This is a genomic window from Paenibacillus chartarius (genome assembly GCF_042432825.1).
Lineage (GTDB): Bacteria > Bacillota > Bacilli > Paenibacillales > NBRC-103111 > Gordoniibacillus > Gordoniibacillus chartarius.
Map to the genome: position 1 here is coordinate 35,117 of NZ_JBHLWN010000008.1, position 18,280 is coordinate 53,396.

The following is an 18,280-nucleotide window of genomic DNA, read 5'->3' on the forward strand; positions in this document are numbered from 1 at the left end:
CTCCACACAGGCATGGCTAAAAGTGCTGGCATATCTATTTCCCTACTATTACATCCTGCAGCCTAATGGACTGACTGCCGTTCCCCTTCTCTTCTCGCTGGTGTTCCTTCTAACGTCAATCTACTTGTTTAGGAGGAAGGATTTGTAATGACGGCTATTGAAGTACACGGGTTAACCAAACAGTTCGGTTCCTTTGCTGCAGTGAAAGGCGTCTCTTTCGATGTGAAGCAAGGGGAAATATTCGGCTTCCTCGGCAAGAACGGCGCCGGCAAATCAACGACCATCCACATGCTAACAGGTATCGTCCGTCCGACGGCAGGAAATTACCATATCCTGGTATATCCCCATACGCGACTTCGAGAGATTCAGCGGCGAATCGGCGTCATGCCCGACGCAGCAAACTATTATTACGATTTGTCGGCCATTGGGCATATGATGTTCTTTGCACAACTGAAGAAGTGCCGGGAGCCGACTTCCGGTCTTGATCCGGAATCCGCCGCCGATATTCATTCGCCTCATTCAAAGCTTGAATCGGCAAGGGAAGACGATCTTTCTCACCTCCCACAACCTTCACGAAGCGGAACGGCTATGTACCCGAATCTCCATAATGGAAAATGGCAAAATCAGCAAGCTCGGTACTATCGATGAGCTAAGAGGCCCATACAAGCAATCCATATCCGTTCAGCTGCGTATTCAATCGGTTTCCCGGGAGCTGGAGCTCACGATCCGCAAGGAGCTAGCATCCTTGTGCTCCGACATCGCGATCGATCAATCATTGATGACATGTACGGTAAAGAATGAGCAAGATATTCCCCAGCTCATCTTTAAGCTGGCTGCCCTGCAAGTAGCAATATATGGAGTGCAGCGGGAACAGATCACGCTAGAGCATATTTTCTTTGAGCCGAGTCAGTCATAGGAAAAAGCTCCGGCCGCCGGCAATCCCGGCTGGCTGGAGCTTTTCTGTTTGTTACGGTGATCTTAATGGGTCAGCCGGCCTTTCGGTCTGTGGAAGAAGCGGTCGCGGACCTTGTCGAACACTTTGTGCAGGTACGGCAGCGCCGCGTAGTCGACGCCGAACTTACCGGCGTTCGCACCCGCCACGATGATGAACGTACCGAGGAAGAACAACCAAGGGTTCGTGCTTACGGTACCGGCCAGCATGAACATGAGGTTCATCATCATCCCGAAGAACATCGCCGCCGTCGTCAAGCAGCCGAGGATGAGTCCCAGACCGATCAGCAGCTCGCCCCATGGCACCACTACGTTAAAGATATCCACATTCGGCAGCGCAAAGTTCTTCAGGAACGCTACATAAGTCGGATACAGCGCGTCCGTCGTCCCCGTCTCCAGCACCGGCTTAGCGATGGCGTTCTTCAGGAAGCCCGCCGCATCGAACGCCTTCGGCCCGGTGAGTTTGTGCCAGCCCGCCGTCAGCCACTCGTAACCCACATATAGTCTCAACAGCGTCAGCAGCATTGCAGCGTACTTGTTTGTTCTTAGGAAGTTCATCATTTGAACCATCTCCTTGTTGTTTATGTCTCCATTGTATCGGTGTTTCGTTGAGGCCGGGGTGAGATTTCTCACAGGAACTAGTCATTTAATGAGTTAGCCGCCATTTCGGTCTGTGGAAGAAGCGATCGCGTATCTTGTCGAACACCTTGTGCTGGTACGGCAGCGCCGCGTAGTCGACACCGAACCTCCCGGCGTTCGCACCCGCCACGATGATGAACGTACCGAGGAAGAACAACCACGGGTTCGTGCTTACGGTACCAGCCAGCATGAACATCAGGTTCATCATCATCCCGAAGAACATCGCCGTTGTCGTCAAGCAGCCGAGGATAAGTTCCAGGCCAACCAGCAGCTCGCCCCATGGCACCACTACATTAAAGATATCCACATTAGGTAGCGCAAAGTTCTTCAGGAACGCCTACATAAGTCGGATACAGCGCGTCCGTTGTCCCCGTCTCCAGCACCGGCTTAGCGATTGCGTTGTTCAGGAAGCCCGCCGCGTCGAACGCCTTCGGTCCGGTAATTTTGTGCCAGCCCGATGTCAGCCATTCGTAACCTACGTATAGTCTCAGCAGCGTCAGCATCATAGTCGCGTACTTGTTCGTTCTTAGGAAATCCATCATTATGATCCATCTCCTTGTTCTCTTGATGGCTTTAGTATAGCGCGGATGGATGGATGGGGTTGTGAAAATAATCACATGCGAAAATGTTTTTTCTCTTCATGCGAACTAACAGGTAAAATAGAAAAATTCCGGATCCACGACAAGATCGATTTCTGCGCCGTGATCGATTCATGTTACACGCTGCCTATTTTTACTCATGCGTTGGCATCCCCTCTATATTGATCAATATTTCGCATAACCCCCACGAGCTATCCACCGATTGTTATCCGTTTGAACGAAATATCATAGAAAGCCGTCCTATTTTCTACGGATTGAGATGTGTTTGTACGAAATTCCGTTCAAGTCGTCCGATTTACATACGAATCAATATGGGATTGAACGAAATTTCGAACAAAATCTGTGGAATGGAATCTGAACTATTCCCTGGGGAGCCAGACCCTCCGAAGCGATTGTTACCGTCGGTATTCCTGCCGAAACAACGACTTTACGCTCCTTCAACCCAACGGACTATTCCGAGCAGCGACGCCGAGCTGAAGCTTCGGTCCTCTCGAAATCATGCAGGGGCTAACCTAGTCGCTATCGTCCCAGAAGCATACGGAAAAAGCCCTCGTCGTCGGACCCCGACTTCGAGAGCTTCTTCACGATCCTATTGAGACGGCGGATCGCTACAACCGGAACTGGAGCATCATCCTGTTCAGCTCATCCGCCATCGCCGACAGCTCCGCAGCGGCGCGGGCGATGTCATCCATGCGCTCCGCTTGCGAGACAACCTCGCCCGACACTTCCCGCGCGCCGGCGGCCGTCTGGCTGGCGACTTCGTCGATGGAGCGGATCGCGCTAGTAGCCTGCGCCGTGCGCTGTACGATCAGCGCGGTCCGCTCCGATACGGCCGCGAACTGGCCGGCCGCCGTGCTTACCGCGCCGAGCGTCCGCTCGAACGCTTCGCCTGCGCGGCGCACAGCCTCGATCCCGTTCGCCGCCTCCTGTACGCCGGCTTCCGTCGATGCTGCCACGCGGCCAGTCTCTTCCTGCAGGGAACCCGCCCATTGCGCCACTTCCGCCGCCGCCTGCTCGGTCTGCTGAGACAGCTTGCGGACCTCTCCGGCGACGACGGCGAACCCCCGGCCGGCTTCCCCCGCCCGGGACGCCTCAATCGAGGCGTTCAGAGCAAGCAGATTCGTCTGCCGGGCAATATGCGAGATGAGCTCCACCGCTGTCCCAATCCGCTCAGAATGGCTGCCTAGCTGCTGTACCCGCGACGCCAGCTCGCGCATTTGGCCCTGAATGACCTCCATCTGCGCAATGGTCTTGTCCACGGCCGTTTGTCCGACGCTCGCCGCTTCCACGGCAACTGCTGACGTCGATTGGGCAATGGCCGCCGCTTCCGCAATGTCTGCGGTATCCTGCTGCATCCGTTCCATCTCGGTAACGCCCGCCTGCACGCCATCGGCCTGCATATCCGCTCCGGCGCTGATTTCCTCCACGACTCCCGCAATCCGTTCGGCGGAATCGCGCATGCCGCGGGCATGCTCATTGAGCGCGCTCGCCGTACCGGCCACCTGATGGGCGTTCTCCCCCATCCGGCCGATGACCTCCCGGAGATTCGCCTTCATCCGGTTAAACGCTTCCGCCACATCGCGGATTTCATCACGGTTGCGCACCCGGACATCGTCAGCGGTCAAGTCGCAGGCCGCAATGCGTCCGGCTGTTACCGACAAGCTGCGGACCGGTCTCACGATAAGGCGCGACAACAGGAACCCGATGCCGATCGCCAAAATAAAGGCAGCAACACTCGCACCAACAAGAGTCTGGATCGTCATTCGCACCAGCTGACGATTGTCCTGCTCGCCTGCAGCAAGTGCCTGGACCGCCGAATTTTCCAACGTATCGGCCGCCTTGATCAACATCTCGGTGGCGGGAATCGCCCATGCCTCCGCCTCTGTCTTGGCGAGCCCGGCCTGTCCGCGATTGACGTAATCAACGACCTTCTGCGTCAGCCGCGTATAATTCGCCGCACCTTCATCCATCTGCTTGACGATCTCTTCTCCCTGCTCGCCCGGAAACAGCGCAGACACTTGCGCGATCTGCGATTGCAGTCTGTCGTTCGCCTCCTCCATCATTTTCACCTTGTCCGCATCCGGTTGGACCAGGTAAGAGAACAGCATGCCGTTCTGCAGCAGCGTTTGTCCCCGAATTTCGGAAGCCAGCAGGGCAGTCCTCGCATTCTTGTTCAGCAGTGTGCCGTAAGAGCTGTCCACCCGCTGCAAATAGGTAACCGCAAGCGCACTGACTGCACCGACAAGAAGTGAAATGACCGCGAAAGTACCCATCATTTTCCACGAGAGTGATCGTCCAAGCCTGAAGCCGATACGCATGCATGCTCCCCCTATATTTCTGTTTGATCATGCACCAAAAGCGATGCCGCCGGATCGAACCGGCAGCACCGCAGGCTACGCTAGATTACTTCTTGCTCAAATACTTCCGAATATCGAACGCTACCGCAGCGACGATGATAAGTCCTTTGATAATCAGCTGCCAGTACGGGCTGACACCGATGAAGGTGAGGCCGTAGTTGATGACGCCGAAGATCAAGACGCCCGCCAGAACGCCCGGCACGGTACCGATACCGCCTGCAGTCGACACGCCGCCGACAACGCAAGCCGCGATCGCATCCAGCTCGTACATGTTGCCGTAGTTGTTCGTAGCGCCGCCGGTACGTCCCGCTTCCATAACGCCGGCCAAGCCGTACAGCGCGCCGGCAATCGCGTAGATCGCCATCAGGTTGCGGCTGACGTTGATGCCCGATACCTTTGCCGCTTGAATGTTGCCGCCGATTGCATACATGTTTTTACCGAGACGCGTCTTGTTGAAAATCACCCATACGAGCCCCGCCACCGCAATCGCAATGACAACGATGTACGGTATGGAGTAAGGTCCGCTAGGTCCGATGTAACCGGTACCGAACCATTCGGTAAAATCGCTGCGCAGTCCGCCGATCGGCTGCGACTGATTCGGTTTCATATCGAAGTAGAGCGAGTTCGCACCGTACACGGCAACCATCGTGCCGAGCGTCGCAATAAACGGCGGTACGCTCAGCTTGGCGACGATGAAACCGTTAATCAATCCAACCACGAGCCCGGCGACGATGGCCAGCACAACCGGCAGCCACAGCGGCAGGTCCGGCATATCCGGGAAGAAGCGCCGCGGATAGTCCTGCAGCTGCAGCATAGAGGCGGACAAGACTGCGGTTAAACCGACAACGCGGCCTGCGGACAAGTCGGTGCCGCCGGTAATGAGGATGAAGGCCATCCCCAGCGCAATGATCGCCTTCGTGGACGACTGCAGCAGGATATCGCGAAGAATCCCTATCGATAAGAAGTTCGGATCTTTAATGGCAATGACAGCAATAAGTGCGATTAACACGAAATAAATCGCGTTCTGAGTTACAAAATTTCCTGCTCTATTCAAACTGTTATTCATGTAGTTCGTGCCCCCTCTTCTAAACCTGCGCTGCAAGACGCATAATTTCTTCTTCGTTCGTCGTGCGGCCGTCCACGATACCGGACAACTGCCCTTCTCTCATGACCATGACCCGATCCGACATGCCCAGCAGCTCCGGCATTTCCGACGAGATCATAATAATGCTCTTCCCCTGCTTGGCGAGGTCGGCGATAATCGAGTAAATTTCGAACTTGGCGCCGACGTCGATGCCGCGGGTCGGCTCGTCGAGCATGAGAATGTCTGGGTCCGTAAGCAGCCACCGCGCAAGCAGCACCTTCTGCTGATTGCCTCCCGACAAATTTCGGATCATCGCATAGATGTTCGGCGTCTTTACCCGCAGCTTCTCGGTGTACTCCTTGACTTCGGCGCGAACTTTGCCGTCGTCGATCAGACCGAGCTTCGATTCGTAGCGGCCGAGGTTGGCAATTACCGTATTTTCCTTCACCGACAGTACGGGGAAAATGCCCGTCGCCCGCCGCTCCTCGGTGAGCAGGGCGAGCTTGTGCTTCTTCGCGTCGCCCGGCGATTTGATGCTAACTTGCTTGCCGTTGATGAGAATCCGTCCCGACGATACCGCCCGCAAACCGAACAGCGCCTCGATCAGCTCCGTCCGCTGCGCGCCGACCAGGCCGCCGACACCGAGAATTTCCCCTCTGCGAAGCTCGAAGCTCACATCCCGGAAGGAGCGCGGCAGCGGCGAGGTCAGCCCTTCGACCTTCATCAGCACGTCACCCGGCTTATGCGTGCGCTCCGGGAATCGCTCCTTCAGGTCGCGCCCAACCATCCGCGAGATGATCAGGTCCATCGTCAGCTCCTTGGCCGGCCATGTGCCGATCTTCTTGCCGTCGCGCATAATGGTGACGTCATCGGAGATGCGAAGAATTTCTTCCATTTTGTGCGAAATATAAATAATGCTAACGCCACGGCTGCGCAGCTCGTTAATAATGCGGAACAGCTGCTCGACCTCGTTCCCGGTCAGGGAGGAGGTCGGTTCGTCCATGACGATTACTTTCGAATTGAAGGATACCGCTTTGGCAATCTCGATCGACTGCACTTTCGATACGGAGAGCGAGCCAACGAGCGTCTTCGGCTGCAAATCCATGTCCAGGTCCTTGAAGAGCTTGACGGTATCGGCGTGCATCTTCTTATGGTCGATAAACTTGAACGGTCCGAAGCCCTTGAGCGGGAACCGGCCGAGCCAAATATTTTCCATGACGTTGCGGTGAGGTACGGGATGAAGCTCCTGGTGAATCATCGAAATGCCGCTGTCCAGGGCATCCTTGGAATTCGTGATGTTCATTTTCTGACCGTTGATGTAAATCTCGCCTTCGTCCGGCGTATAGATGCCGAACAAGCATTTCATCAGCGTCGACTTGCCGGCGCCGTTCTCTCCCATCAGCGCGTGCACCGTGCCGGGGCGAATCTGAAGCGTAACGCCGTCAAGCGCCTTGACGCCCGGGAATTGCTTTGAAATATTTTTCAGCTCCAACAAATATGGGTGATTGCTGGTCACAGTCATGCCCCCTTGCTCTTCCGATGAATAGAAAGAGGCAAGGGCCGGGCGAATTCGGCCGCTCCCTTGCCTACCTCTTTGTCTATAGTGCCGTTACATTACTTCGCGTCTGCAATGTTGTCCTTCGTGATCTTCTTGTAAGGAACCCAGATATACTTGCCGTCGGTGACGTCGTAGCCGACTGTAGCTTTATCCGGCGTCTTGCCCTGCGCCAGCGCTACAGCCAGGTCCAGCGTCGCCTTGCCCTGGTTCTTCGCATCATTCAGAACAGTGCCGAGCAGCGTGCCGTCCTGCAGCGCCTTCTGGCCCGGAGCCGTAGCGTCAACGGAAACGACCGGAACGTACTTGTCGCCTTTGAAGTAGCCTGCTGCCTTCAAAGCTTCGATCGCGCCGAGAGCCATGTCGTCGTTGTTCGCCAGAACGGCTTCGATCTTGTCGTTGTTGGCTGCGAGGAACGCCGCCATCTTCTCTTGACCTTTTACGCGGTCCCACATCGCCGTATCTTCGGCAAGCTTCTGCACCTTAATGCCGGCGCCTGTGATCGCATCGATGGAATACTTCGTGCGGGCTACCGCGTCCGGATGCCCCGGCTCGCCGGTCAGCATGACGTACTGCATCTGGCCGTCTTTGTTCTTGTCGGCTTCCGGATGAGCTTTCCAGTAGTCAACCAGCAGCTGGCCCTGCATCGTACCGGACTCGGAGCCTTTCGCGCCGACATAGTAAGCCTTGTCGTATTTCTTCAGGTCCGCTGCGCTTGGCTCGCGGTTAAAGAATACGACCGGAAGGTTAGCCGCTTTCGCTTTGTCGATCAGAACGCCGGCAGCCGTGTTATCTACCGCGTTGATCGCCAGTGCGTTTACTTTCTTCGTAATGAAGAGGTCAACTTTATCGTTCTGTGTAGGCTGGGAGTTTTGGCTGTCAACGATGTCGACCTTCGCCTTATCCTTCGCTGCGTCGGAGATGGCGTTACGAACGCCGGTCATGAATGTATCGTCGAACTTGTAGATCGCTACCCCGATGTTTGGAGTGCCCGTTGCCGCCGGCGCCGCTGCCGTGCCGCCGCTGCTGCTCGAGCCGCCTGCGTTATTTGTAGCCGTTCCGGAATCTTTGCCGCCGCATGCAGTCAACCCGATCATCGCGATCAATGCGAGCACTGCCACTACTTGCTTCTTTTTCATCTGTTAAACCCTCCTATGTTTTCGCTCAGGAATCGCTTACATGTATATCGTAGCATTGGAATTGCGTTTTGTGGGGGGGTAACGTCTGCACGTTTTTGTTATGATGCTAGACTTGTTTGCGCTTTCAGAAAAATTTGCAGAACGTTTTCATTTCATAGCACAATTTTGCGAGCACAATTTTGCGGTGGGATGAGCAGGATTGTGCGGGTGGGGGGTGGAGTGAAACGAGCGCTCTCATCCCCCTCGTTGGCCGCTCTTCAGTTTGGCGTAAATCCGCTCCAATAACCGGCCTAACGGTTCAAAAAATCAGCGGCTTTGCCATACAGCTTGAAGCAATAAGACATTTGTAGAAGAAAGCCAGCAAATGCGCAGGAAGGAGTGGTAGACTTTCGCATGCATTTGCTCCGGACGTACCCGGCAGGGTCAACATTCCTCGTAATTTCTTTACTTTTAATGGTTGGAAAGCAATTCGTGCTGATACTTGCGCATGGGGCGGCGCATCATGACGTCAACATCTTAGCTGGGAAGCCGCTTCTAGCCGCGCGGGGCTGCTTCGATGCCATCCTGTTTATCGTTCTGATCAGGCCGTCCTCGGCATTCAAGCTAATTACAGAACTGCCGGAACCCGGCAGCCCCCTCGATAGCTAAACGGAAATTCTCCACCAAATTCAGCAAAAAACTCTAATTACTGTGCTTAAGCGGGAAAAGCTCCGCCTAATTTCTTTAAAAACGTCGGTTTGCCCGGGAAAGCACAAATGTAAGCGGAGCCATTCCCGCTAATCTTCGCAATTGCCGTAATTCCCCGGATGTAAGCGTAACAATTCCCGCTAGCTATTTGGCCATCCGCCTTACCCAGTCTTCCGTTCGTCCTTCACGTCCAAGCCGTGTACCGGATCGTTCCGATACGGGCAGCTCTTAATTCAACAAAGAAAAAACCGGACAAGGTTGTGACCCCTGCCCGGTTTCGCCTTTACCATTTGGCTTGCAGACACTGCTTCACTTTCACCGCGGCTTCCAGCTTCACCGACGGCTTGAACAGCTCCTTCATCGTTTTCCCCAGATCGGCTTCCTTCCCTTTGACCGCCGACTTGGACAAGTCGGTCAAATCTAGCTGGATCGGACCTGCGCCGAGCTTGGCGATGAGCTTGCCTTCGCCTTCCTGGCAAGGATCGAACGCCTTGAAGTATTTCCCGCCAAGCTCACCCTTCAGCGGACCGTACTGCACTTTGGCTGCCGCCTCAAAGGTCGAACCGCTCTTGGCCAAGTCCTCGAAAGGATCGACTTCCAAGCCTCCGCCGGCGCCGAAACCGGCCTCCAAGCAGGAGGATATGCCTTCCGAAGTAATACACACTTTGCCGCCGATACCAGGTCCCGCGTAGGCCGATGCGCCGATACAGAACAAGCCGCACGGGTCGCGCAGTACGACCGGATTGTTGCCGACGTACGCGTAGACGTTAGGTTCGCCGCTCTCGAGCAGCAGCGGATCGCGTGCCGTCCATCTGCCGGAAGCCGGGTCGTAATCCCTCGCTCCGAAGCGGACGAGTCCGATCGCCCGATCCTCCAGCCCGCCGGCAAAGCCGATGATCAGCTCGAAGCTCGGGTTGGAATCGCTCAGCAGAACGCCGTAGCTGTCGTAGCGCAGCTTCTTCACGACGGTTCCGTTGCTGTCCAGCACTTCCCGCGGCGTACCGACATTATCGGTCACTACATAATAGCGTTGACCATCGCGTTCAAAGCCGACAAGCAGCCCTTCGTCATTGTAATAATAATTCGTCATGACCCCGTTCTTATCGATCGAGGCTGTAATCATATGGATGAATTCCGGGTGCCCGTACAAGTACTTCTCCGTGATGCCGCTGCCGTCCTCACGGGCGGTCCGGCGTCCGATCGCATCGTAAGCGTAGCGGTAGGTTGCGCTTGTTACCGAGCCTCCGTAAGACAGCCCCGTTACGGTCGCTTCCAGCAGCTCGCCGCGGATCCCGTAGCGGAACGTATCTTCGCCGCGCTTCTGGAGGAAGCCGTCGGCATCAAATTCGTAAGGGGTACCGCCTACGGACTGCAGGACTCCCTGTGCGGTATAGCTGCTCGCCACCGCTGCACCGCCGCCGATCTGCCGCGACTTGCGGTTTTTATTGTCGTCGTATACATAGCTCTCGCTGTGCGAGCCTTCCGTTCCGGTTCGAACGGCGGATTCCAGCTGCCCGGCCAGATCGTATTCATAGTGCGCCTGGTTCGACGCTCCCGAGGACGCGGTTACCGTCTCATTCTCCAACAATCCTCTGGAGTTGTAGGTGTACTCGCTGCTCGTAACCAGCTGGCCGTTCCACAAATAGTCGCGCCGTTTGATTTTGCCGAGTTCATCATATTCGTTGTCGATCGTGAACTTGCCGTCCGTGACGGTGTCGATCAGTCCCGTCTTCTCTCGTTCGAACTGGAACGGCCCGAATCGGGTAAGCTGCTCGTCGCGGTCCCAGCCGATCGCCGTGTCGTGAACCTGCGTCGTCTGCTGCCCGTAAACGAGTCCGCTAACCGTCGTATGAACATTCGTAATGTTCGTCACGTTCTTCGCCGTGTCGAAGGTGTAATCGAATGTGGCGTTGACGGCTCCCGCCAGCGTCATCTTCTTCACTTCCGTGCCTGCATAAGTGTAGCCTATGCTTTGGCTCAGCGTCGGCCGGCCCGCTTGCGCGGCGGCAATCTGGGCGACGCGATCCGTTGCATCCGAATAGCCGAAAGAACGCTGTACATCGTCATCATTCATCGAAGTGATGCGCCGTGCTCCGTCGGTTTCGTAGCCATACTGCAGCACACGTCCGCTGGCGAGCGTCGTATGGTCCAGCATGCCAGCGTTATCGTGCGTTAACATGAGCCATGGCTGCTGTCCTTCCGGCCCGAAGCCCTGGAACTGGTTCAGGCTGTTGAACTGCTGGTCGTAAACCGTTCCGTCCGGCATCGTCAGCTTGACGACTTGGCCGTTGCCATCCGTATCCTTCGTATACGTCTTGCCGTCCGGCAGCTTAATCGTCCGCAGCAGCCCATCGTCGTTATACGTGTACTCCTTCTTATTCCCGTTCTCGTCTTCTTCGGCGATCAGCTGGTTGAGCGTATTGTAACGATACGTCATCGAATGGTCGCCTTGCGCCATTCCGCCAATTCGCCCACGCTCGTCGAACGTATAGATGACCGGTTCAATCGGCTCATTCGGATATTCCTCGCGGACGACCCGCCCCAGCGTATCGATGGTCGACACCTTCACGGTGCCTTCCGCCGTCGTTTCCGTATACGTCCTTGCCGCGGCGTCGTACTTGATCTTCGATACCGCCCCGTTGGTCGTGTAGGTCACCGTCAAGGACTGAAGTTTGCCTTCGGCATCCTTCACGACTTCCCGATTCTCCGTGTGGTTCACAATACGTCCGTCCGGCGTCGTAATCTTCATCTGCGTCAGCACCGGAGCGTCCATGCCGAACCTCGGATCACTGAGGAACTTCTGCGTAATCTTGGTTCCGTCCGTATACGTTATTTCCTTCGAGCCGTCTGACTTGTAGACGACGATCGACTTGGCGCCGCCCGGTTCCGTCACAGTGCGGATCGTGTCGCTGCCGACCTTGCGGGTCTCGTACACCGTCTGGCGTCCCGCCGCATCCGTGAAGGTAACCGACACGCCGTCGCTGAGCTCGGTTCTTGCGATCGTCTTCAGCCCGCCTGTCGGCGTCTTCGCCTCAATCAGCAGCCCTTTGGCGTCATAGCTGTACTCGGATACATGGCGGTTCGGGTCGGTCACGGACTTCAGCAGCCCTTTGCCGTCATACGTCATATCGTAGCGGAACTGTCCCGCTCCGGCTACGGCGCGCAGCTGATTGTGCTCGTCGACCGTCAGTGTCGTACGCTGTCCGCCGGGCGCCACGATAGCCGTCGGCTTGCCTTCGGCATCCCGCTCGACAGTCGTCACGTTGCCGCTGGCATCCGTCAAGGTGATAAGCCGTCCCTCCGCGTCGTAGCCAAAACGCTCCATCACAGCGCCGGTCACCGCGTGCACCGTCTCATTGTGGCGGCCCGTCTCCAAATCGATTCGGTTCAGCGTCAGCCCGTCATCTTCCGGCAGAATGGACTGATCGCTGTCAGGGCCGACATGGAAGAAGAGCGGCTTGAAATTATCCAATGCCCGGAAAATGACCTGGCCTTGCGGATCAACGCCAACCGGTTTGATATTCGATGTCGGGAAGTTTCTTCTCTTGACAAAATCAAACGCTTCCGTCTGGTCGACTAAGTGCGCGATACCATCCTGAGTGATCTTGTAAATATCCCCCCAGCCGCTTCCGGCCCAAATAAGCAAGTAAACATTTTCCTGAGCGTCAATAAATACATTTCTGACATTGAACCTTGCTTTTGTCGCTTCCATGCCGTCTACGATATCTGGATTGCGCGTGCTCATACTGGCATCTCCTGCGACAAGCTCGGTAGTACCTTGCTTCGTGACCCGTCGAACGCGGGACTTACCGCCCCAATAGTCATATACATTATCCACAATATACAAAGTACCGTTCGGGCTTACGACCATACGGCCATAACCTATGTTCGCACTCGTGGCCGGCCCGCTGTCCGGACCGAACGAATTGCCTCCTGCGACGTAGACGTATCCGCGCGCATCGAGCCGGTAATACACGATCTCGGAGTTGGGCCAAGTCAGGGCATGAGTGCTTTCAAAATACAGGTTCCCGTCGGCGTCTGCCGTTAATGCTGTCGCTTCAAAGAGGCCTACGTCCGTCCCCTTCGAGCCGTCAGGAATTTTCGGACCCCCGTAATTGCCTTTGCCGACCACACGCTGCCAGTCGGAATCCGCAGGACCTTTCTTCAGAATCCCTTCTCCCAAGAAAGTAAGGTACACGGTACCGTCCGGACTGATCGCGAACCCTTTCGGCTCGCTGACAGTCGGGTTTGGATACACGGCATACTTCAGCGCAATGTTGTCCGGAGTCACCCGTACGACGACCAGCTCTCTCGGATTCAGCTGATTGGTCATCAAGAAGTATTTGTCGGATCCGACGAAGGCGAACAGATTCGTGTTAATCGTATACTGCGTAGACGGTCCGCTGCCCTGTGGCGTAAGCGGTGAAAACTGTCCGCTCACCTTCCTCACTGTCTCGCCGTCGCCTCTCACCAGCTTGGATGTTGTGCCGTCGAACATATGGTGAGTATGGAAGCTCCATCCCGCAATCCCCACTTCCTCGTAAGGATTAACCGGGCTGGAAATGACGCCTTCATAATCTTGACCAAGGGAGATTTCCTCCGATTCGCGGTTCCCAATAATGCTCGTAAAATCGGTCGGCACCTGCGCCCAGCTGGACTGGAAGCCGCTTCCCGTACCGACATATTGGGCCTTGTAATGATACTGCACCGAGATGCGGTACCTATGATCGCCGATCAGCTTGCGCCCGAAGCCATCCAAACCGTCCCATGAGAAGGTAAAGGTTTGATTCAGCGTCTTGGGAAGGGTGCGATACACCATTTTACCGGCTACTTCCACCGAGACCGTAATGCTCTTCAGCGACGCCGGCAAGGAGGCTCCGGTGACTGGAACTTCAACGGTCGAACGGCTCGTGTAGCCCGGCGTACGGCTGCTCTGATACGTAAGCTTGTATGGCGTGCCCGGAATCGGGATCTCCTCGCCCAGCGACTGATCCTCGCAGCCGATGATGGAGCCCTTCTGCTTGCACGGCTCCTCCCGCGGGTCGGGCTGCGTGTTCTTCGGCGCCCAGCGCGGCGGACTTACCGCATCCGGCGGCGGCGCATAAGGCCAGTTATGATCCCACGGCGTAAAATGCGGAATCGGTACTCGCCACAAGCTCTTCCCTGCCGTATACAGCGTCGCCAGCTTCTGCTGCTCTTCAGCCGTGATGCCGTACACGCCAAGCTTGGCTGCGTCATCGGCCGTTCCGTCGCCGTCCGTATCGATTTGGGCCGTTCCTCCGTCGACGCTCACAATGCCGATTACGACGCCGTCCAGCGCAGGAATCCACATGCCCGCTTTGCGGTCGTAATACGCATTCGGAACTGCGGTGCCGACAGGGAACTCCAGGAAGTTATCGACATAATGATAGAGCGGCTGGTTGAACGTCACTTCCGTCGCGCCCGCCGCAATCGCCTCGTCGGCGGACAGCTCGACGGCATACGTATAGCCGACGTTCTGCGGCAGCTCGCCCGGCATCGCTTCCTTCCCGTTCGCACCGACGGTGTATTCCGTCGCGCGGAAATGAATTTCCGGCAGCGGCCGAACTGTGCCGTCCGGCAGCTTCATGGTTGCGCTAGTGCCCTTCGGCACCAGCAGGGTAGACGTTCTCGCCCCGTCCTCGTCGCTGACGGTCGTGCCTTGAGCTACCTGCATTTCCTGAGCGTCCGTCAGGTTCAGCACGGTCATTTTCGTATCATAAGGACGGAGCACGACATCCTCGATGGCCGTATACCCCTCCAGCTTCACCTGCTCGGAACGCTGGACCGTCATATAGCCTTCTTTGCCGAACTGCACCGTAAGCATACCCGTACCGTTCACAACCATATCGTAGGCCCCGTCGCTTCGGCTCAGCGTTTGGCCGAACTCGGGATGGTTCAGAATCGTCACCTTGGCGCCGGCCAGCGGCTGACCGTCCGCATCCAGCACTTTGCCCCGCAGGACGGCGGACACCGCCGGACGAATCGCTCCGGGGATAACACCGGCTTGAACGGCTTCAGGCCCGGTGTAGAGGAATTCCGTCTGCTCGCCGAACGACGTCTGGCCCGTAATCGGGATTTCCGGCGCGGATGCGGCCGGATCTGCCGGTATAGCCTGCTTCTGCGGCGTGAGCGTAACAACATTCGATTTGCCCGACTCGTTCCCGTTCGTATCATATGCACTTACCGCAAAGCTGTAGGAGGATCCGTCCGTAAGGCCTCCTGCGGTATACGCGGTCAGTTTGTTAGCGTTGGCCCCGGCATTCCACGTCGTTCCGCCGTCGGTTGACGTGTACACCTTGTAGCCTGCCAAGTCGCTGTCCTCGTTGGCATTCCAGATGAGTGCGGCGCTGCCGTCGACGGCACTGCCGGTCAAGCCCGCCGGTGTGCTTGGCGGCGTCACATCGCCGCTGCTCGGCGTTGCGTTCGCCGATGCAGACTTGGGCGACTCGTTGCCGGACGTGTCGATGGCTGTTACCGCAAACGTGTAAGCCTGACCGTTCGTCAAGCCTGTCGCTTGATAAGATCGGGCGGTGCCTACCGAGATGCCCGCATTCCAGGTCGTCCCGCCGTTAGCGGATACGTACACCTTATAATCCGCGAGATCGCCTTCCGTATTGGCGTTCCAATTGAGCTGCGCCGTCGTATTGCCCGGCGCTGCCGTCAGTCCGGTCGGCGCTGCCGGCGGAACCGTGTCCGGCTCTTCATGCGGGGTAAGCTCCACGCCGGCCGATTTTGCGGATTCGTTGCCGCTTGCGTCATAAGCGGCCAAAGCGAACCAATACGTCGTTTCGTACTGGAGGCCCGACACCGAGTATGCGGTAAGCTGCGGCTCGATTTGGATTGGAGTCGGCGTCCATGTCGTACCGTCTAAAGAAACATACAAATTATACCCGGCCAGATCGTTCTCCGTATTTGCCTGCCAAGTGAGATCCGCTTGGTTCGCGCTTGTCGAGCCTGTGAAGCCTGCAGGTACGGCCGGCGGCGTCGTGTCAGGTCCCGTGTCCCCTTGCGGCTGCGCCGAAACCGAAGTCGACTTGGCCGACTCGTTGCCTGCTTCGTCATAGGCGGTCACCGCAAAAGTGTATTCAGTGCCATTGGTCAAATTGACGACCACATATGTCGTTGCTGCAATACCCTCGGCAGCCGTGGTCCAGGACGCACCGCCGTCCGTGGAGAGATAGATGTTATAGCCCGCGAGATCGCTGCTCGTCACCTCGTCCCAGGTCAGCGTCACTGCCTGGTCCCCGGCTTCCGCCGCAAGATTGGCCGGCACGTCCGGAGGCGTTTGGTCCGGAGCGGCGCTCGGAGTGACGTCAACCGCCGGGGAACGGGCGGATTCATTGCCGACGTGGTCATATGCGGTAATCGCGACTCGGTAGCTGACGCCGTTCGTCAGCCCTTGCAGCTTGAAGGACGTCACTTTGCCGACGTCGATGCCGCTCCGCCAGCTCGTTCCCTGGTCCTCGGACACATACACCTTGTAGCCCGACAAATCCGCGTCGGCATTGGCCGTCCAGCCGAGGCTCGCCTCACTGTCGCCTGCCGCAGCCTGCAGCCCCGCCGGTACGGACGGAGGTGTCGTATCTCCCGGTGTTTGCGAGCCTCCGCCGCCTCCACCTCCGCCGCCGGGACTATGGTTGACTTTGCCGTCCAGCACGGACAGCTCGCCCATTGCGGCCAACCGTCCGGCAGCGGGAGCCTGAACCGTTTCCTTAATGTCGATGATGCGGCAGGAGCAATCCGGCTTGCCGTTCCCACTGCCGCTGTTGCCGTTGCCGTTGCTGTTACTGTTACTGTTACTGTTGCCGTTGCTGTTGCTATTGCTGCTGCTGTTGCTAATGCCGTTACCTTCATCCAAAGCAGCCAGCACGGCTCGAACCTCTCCATTTTCCAAAAGCTTGGCATTCGTCTCCTTGCCGCTTCCGGCAGAAACCGAATCGTCCAGCTCGATCATCGTCAGCCTATAGGTACGCTCCGGCAGCACCTGTGCCTTGAACGTCCCGTCGAGCCCGGTAACTGCATAGAAGGTCGGATTCGTCGTCAGCGTCAAAATAACGCCAGACTCCTCCTTACCCCCATTCCCGGTAACCTTGCCCGTTATGGTCGCCGCTTGCGTCGTACGGATGTCCGCATTAGTGCTGTTCTTGTTGAATTCCACCTGCTGATAGGCGACTACACCGTCTGCGACAGCGTTAATGTCGTAGGCGCCATAAGGCAGCTTCGTTTCGAATCGGCCATTCGCATCCGTCGTGCCTGCGGCCGCATAGCTCCGTTTGCCTTTGGCATGGATTTGCACCGAAGCCCCTGCAAGCGGCTTCGCATCCGGCGTCGTAACGCGCAGCTGCAGTACGCCCTCCTTCTTCTCCTGAGCAGGCTTCCGCTCATCGAGCTTCTTCAAGGAACGGTGCAGCATGACGGCCGCCTCGGCCCGGGTGACGTTGTTCGAAGGCCGGTAGGTGTTGTCCTCGTAGCCCTGGATCACCTGCGCCCTGCTCATCGCCGCAACTGCCGAAGCTGCCCAATCCGGGACCTCAGTCCGATCTTGAAAATCGAGCTGACCGCCCGTGTCGAGCGAAAGCACCCGCTGCAGCATGACGGCAAGCTCGCTCCGGGTGACGGTAAGGCCCGGCCGGAACGTGCCGTCGGCATAGCCTTCGATCAGCCCCAGACGGGATGCGCGGGCGAGCTCCTCCTTGCGCGGATGCTCAAGAAGGTCCGTGAAGACGGCGCTGTCCGCCTTCACCACCGTTTTTCCCGCCGCCTCCGCCAGATGCAGCAGCCATAGCGCCGCATCGCCTCTCGTTAAAGCCATGTTCGGCCGGAAAGCGGCTTGCCCGGCCGCCGGCTCGATGAGACCTTGACGCAGCAGCTCCTCAATCTCCGCCTTTGCCCAGTCGGGCAGCTCTTCTCCGGCCGAAGCCGAAAGGGCTTCCCCTGGAACCGCTTGCGGAAGAACCGCCTCCGCAGCGATTGCCGCAGGCGGCACAGCCGCCGTCTGCAGCAGCAGTACGAATGTAAACCAAATGGACCATTGTCTTCTTAACCAACGGGATTTCATAGAAGCCTCCTCGATTCCGCTATCTCATGCAACAAAATGTATCTCTCCCCATTATGAAAGGGAGCGCGTCATGCGAATAGAGACTGAAAGCGCAAATCACGACATGACTGGTCATCGATTGGACCGTGACTCGTCACGGTGACAGGTATAGACTTGGCGGCGTTGGCGACGGCAATCGGCTTGTCCGCAG

7 protein-coding genes and 1 pseudogene are annotated in these 18,280 nt (G+C 57.1%); 1 reads left to right on the forward strand and 7 read right to left on the reverse strand.

The features are described from left to right. The first annotated feature begins 147 nt into the window (after positions 1 to 147). A complete protein-coding gene (locus ACFFK0_RS00990) occupies positions 148 to 648 on the forward strand; it encodes an ATP-binding cassette domain-containing protein (RefSeq protein WP_377467725.1) in 501 nt (166 codons plus the stop codon). 330 nt (positions 649 to 978) lie between these two features. On the opposite strand, the gene ACFFK0_RS00995 is transcribed toward ACFFK0_RS00990, so the two are convergent. The 7 genes and pseudogenes from ACFFK0_RS00995 to ACFFK0_RS01025 form a co-directional block, all read right to left on the reverse strand. After that, positions 979 to 1,512, reverse strand: a complete 534-nt coding sequence (locus tag ACFFK0_RS00995; RefSeq protein ID WP_377467727.1) for a DoxX family membrane protein — start codon at positions 1,510 to 1,512, stop codon at positions 979 to 981. Positions 1,513 to 1,597: 85 nt separating this feature from the next. Then, positions 1,598 to 2,132, reverse strand: a pseudogene (locus ACFFK0_RS01000) (DoxX family protein). 665 nt (positions 2,133 to 2,797) lie between these two features. Further along, entirely contained in the window at positions 2,798 to 4,507 is a 1,710-nt protein-coding gene (locus ACFFK0_RS01005) for a methyl-accepting chemotaxis protein (protein ID WP_377467730.1), read from the reverse strand. 85 nt (positions 4,508 to 4,592) lie between these two features. Next, on the reverse strand, positions 4,593 to 5,612 hold the full coding sequence (mglC, locus tag ACFFK0_RS01010; RefSeq protein WP_377467732.1) for a galactose/methyl galactoside ABC transporter permease MglC: 1,020 nt from the start codon (positions 5,610 to 5,612) through the stop codon (positions 4,593 to 4,595). Positions 5,613 to 5,631: 19 nt separating this feature from the next. After that, positions 5,632 to 7,146 carry a sugar ABC transporter ATP-binding protein gene (locus ACFFK0_RS01015; RefSeq protein ID WP_377467735.1) on the reverse strand — a complete coding sequence of 505 codons (1,515 nt, stop codon included), beginning with the start codon at positions 7,144 to 7,146 and terminating at the stop codon, positions 5,632 to 5,634. Between the two features lie 98 nt (positions 7,147 to 7,244). Then, positions 7,245 to 8,324 carry a galactose ABC transporter substrate-binding protein gene (locus tag ACFFK0_RS01020; protein WP_377467737.1) on the reverse strand — a complete coding sequence of 360 codons (1,080 nt, stop codon included), beginning with the start codon at positions 8,322 to 8,324 and terminating at the stop codon, positions 7,245 to 7,247. Between the two features lie 970 nt (positions 8,325 to 9,294). Beyond that, the gene (locus ACFFK0_RS01025) at positions 9,295 to 18,090 is read right to left on the reverse strand and encodes a fibronectin type III domain-containing protein (protein WP_377467739.1); all 8,796 of its coding nucleotides are present in this window, start codon (positions 18,088 to 18,090) and stop codon (positions 9,295 to 9,297) included. Positions 18,091 to 18,280: the final 190 nt, after the last annotated feature.

Coding starts and splice junctions, on each gene's coding strand:
- ACFFK0_RS00990 (WP_377467725.1), top strand. CDS start 148: ATGACGGCTATTGAAGTACACGGGTTAACCAAACAGTTCGGTTCCTTT.
- ACFFK0_RS00995 (WP_377467727.1), bottom strand. CDS start 1,512: ATGATGAACTTCCTAAGAACAAACAAGTACGCTGCAATGCTGCTGACG.
- ACFFK0_RS01005 (WP_377467730.1), bottom strand. CDS start 4,507: ATGCGTATCGGCTTCAGGCTTGGACGATCACTCTCGTGGAAAATGATG.
- mglC (WP_377467732.1), bottom strand. CDS start 5,612: ATGAATAACAGTTTGAATAGAGCAGGAAATTTTGTAACTCAGAACGCG.
- ACFFK0_RS01020 (WP_377467737.1), bottom strand. CDS start 8,324: ATGAAAAAGAAGCAAGTAGTGGCAGTGCTCGCATTGATCGCGATGATC.
- ACFFK0_RS01025 (WP_377467739.1), bottom strand. CDS start 18,090: ATGAAATCCCGTTGGTTAAGAAGACAATGGTCCATTTGGTTTACATTC.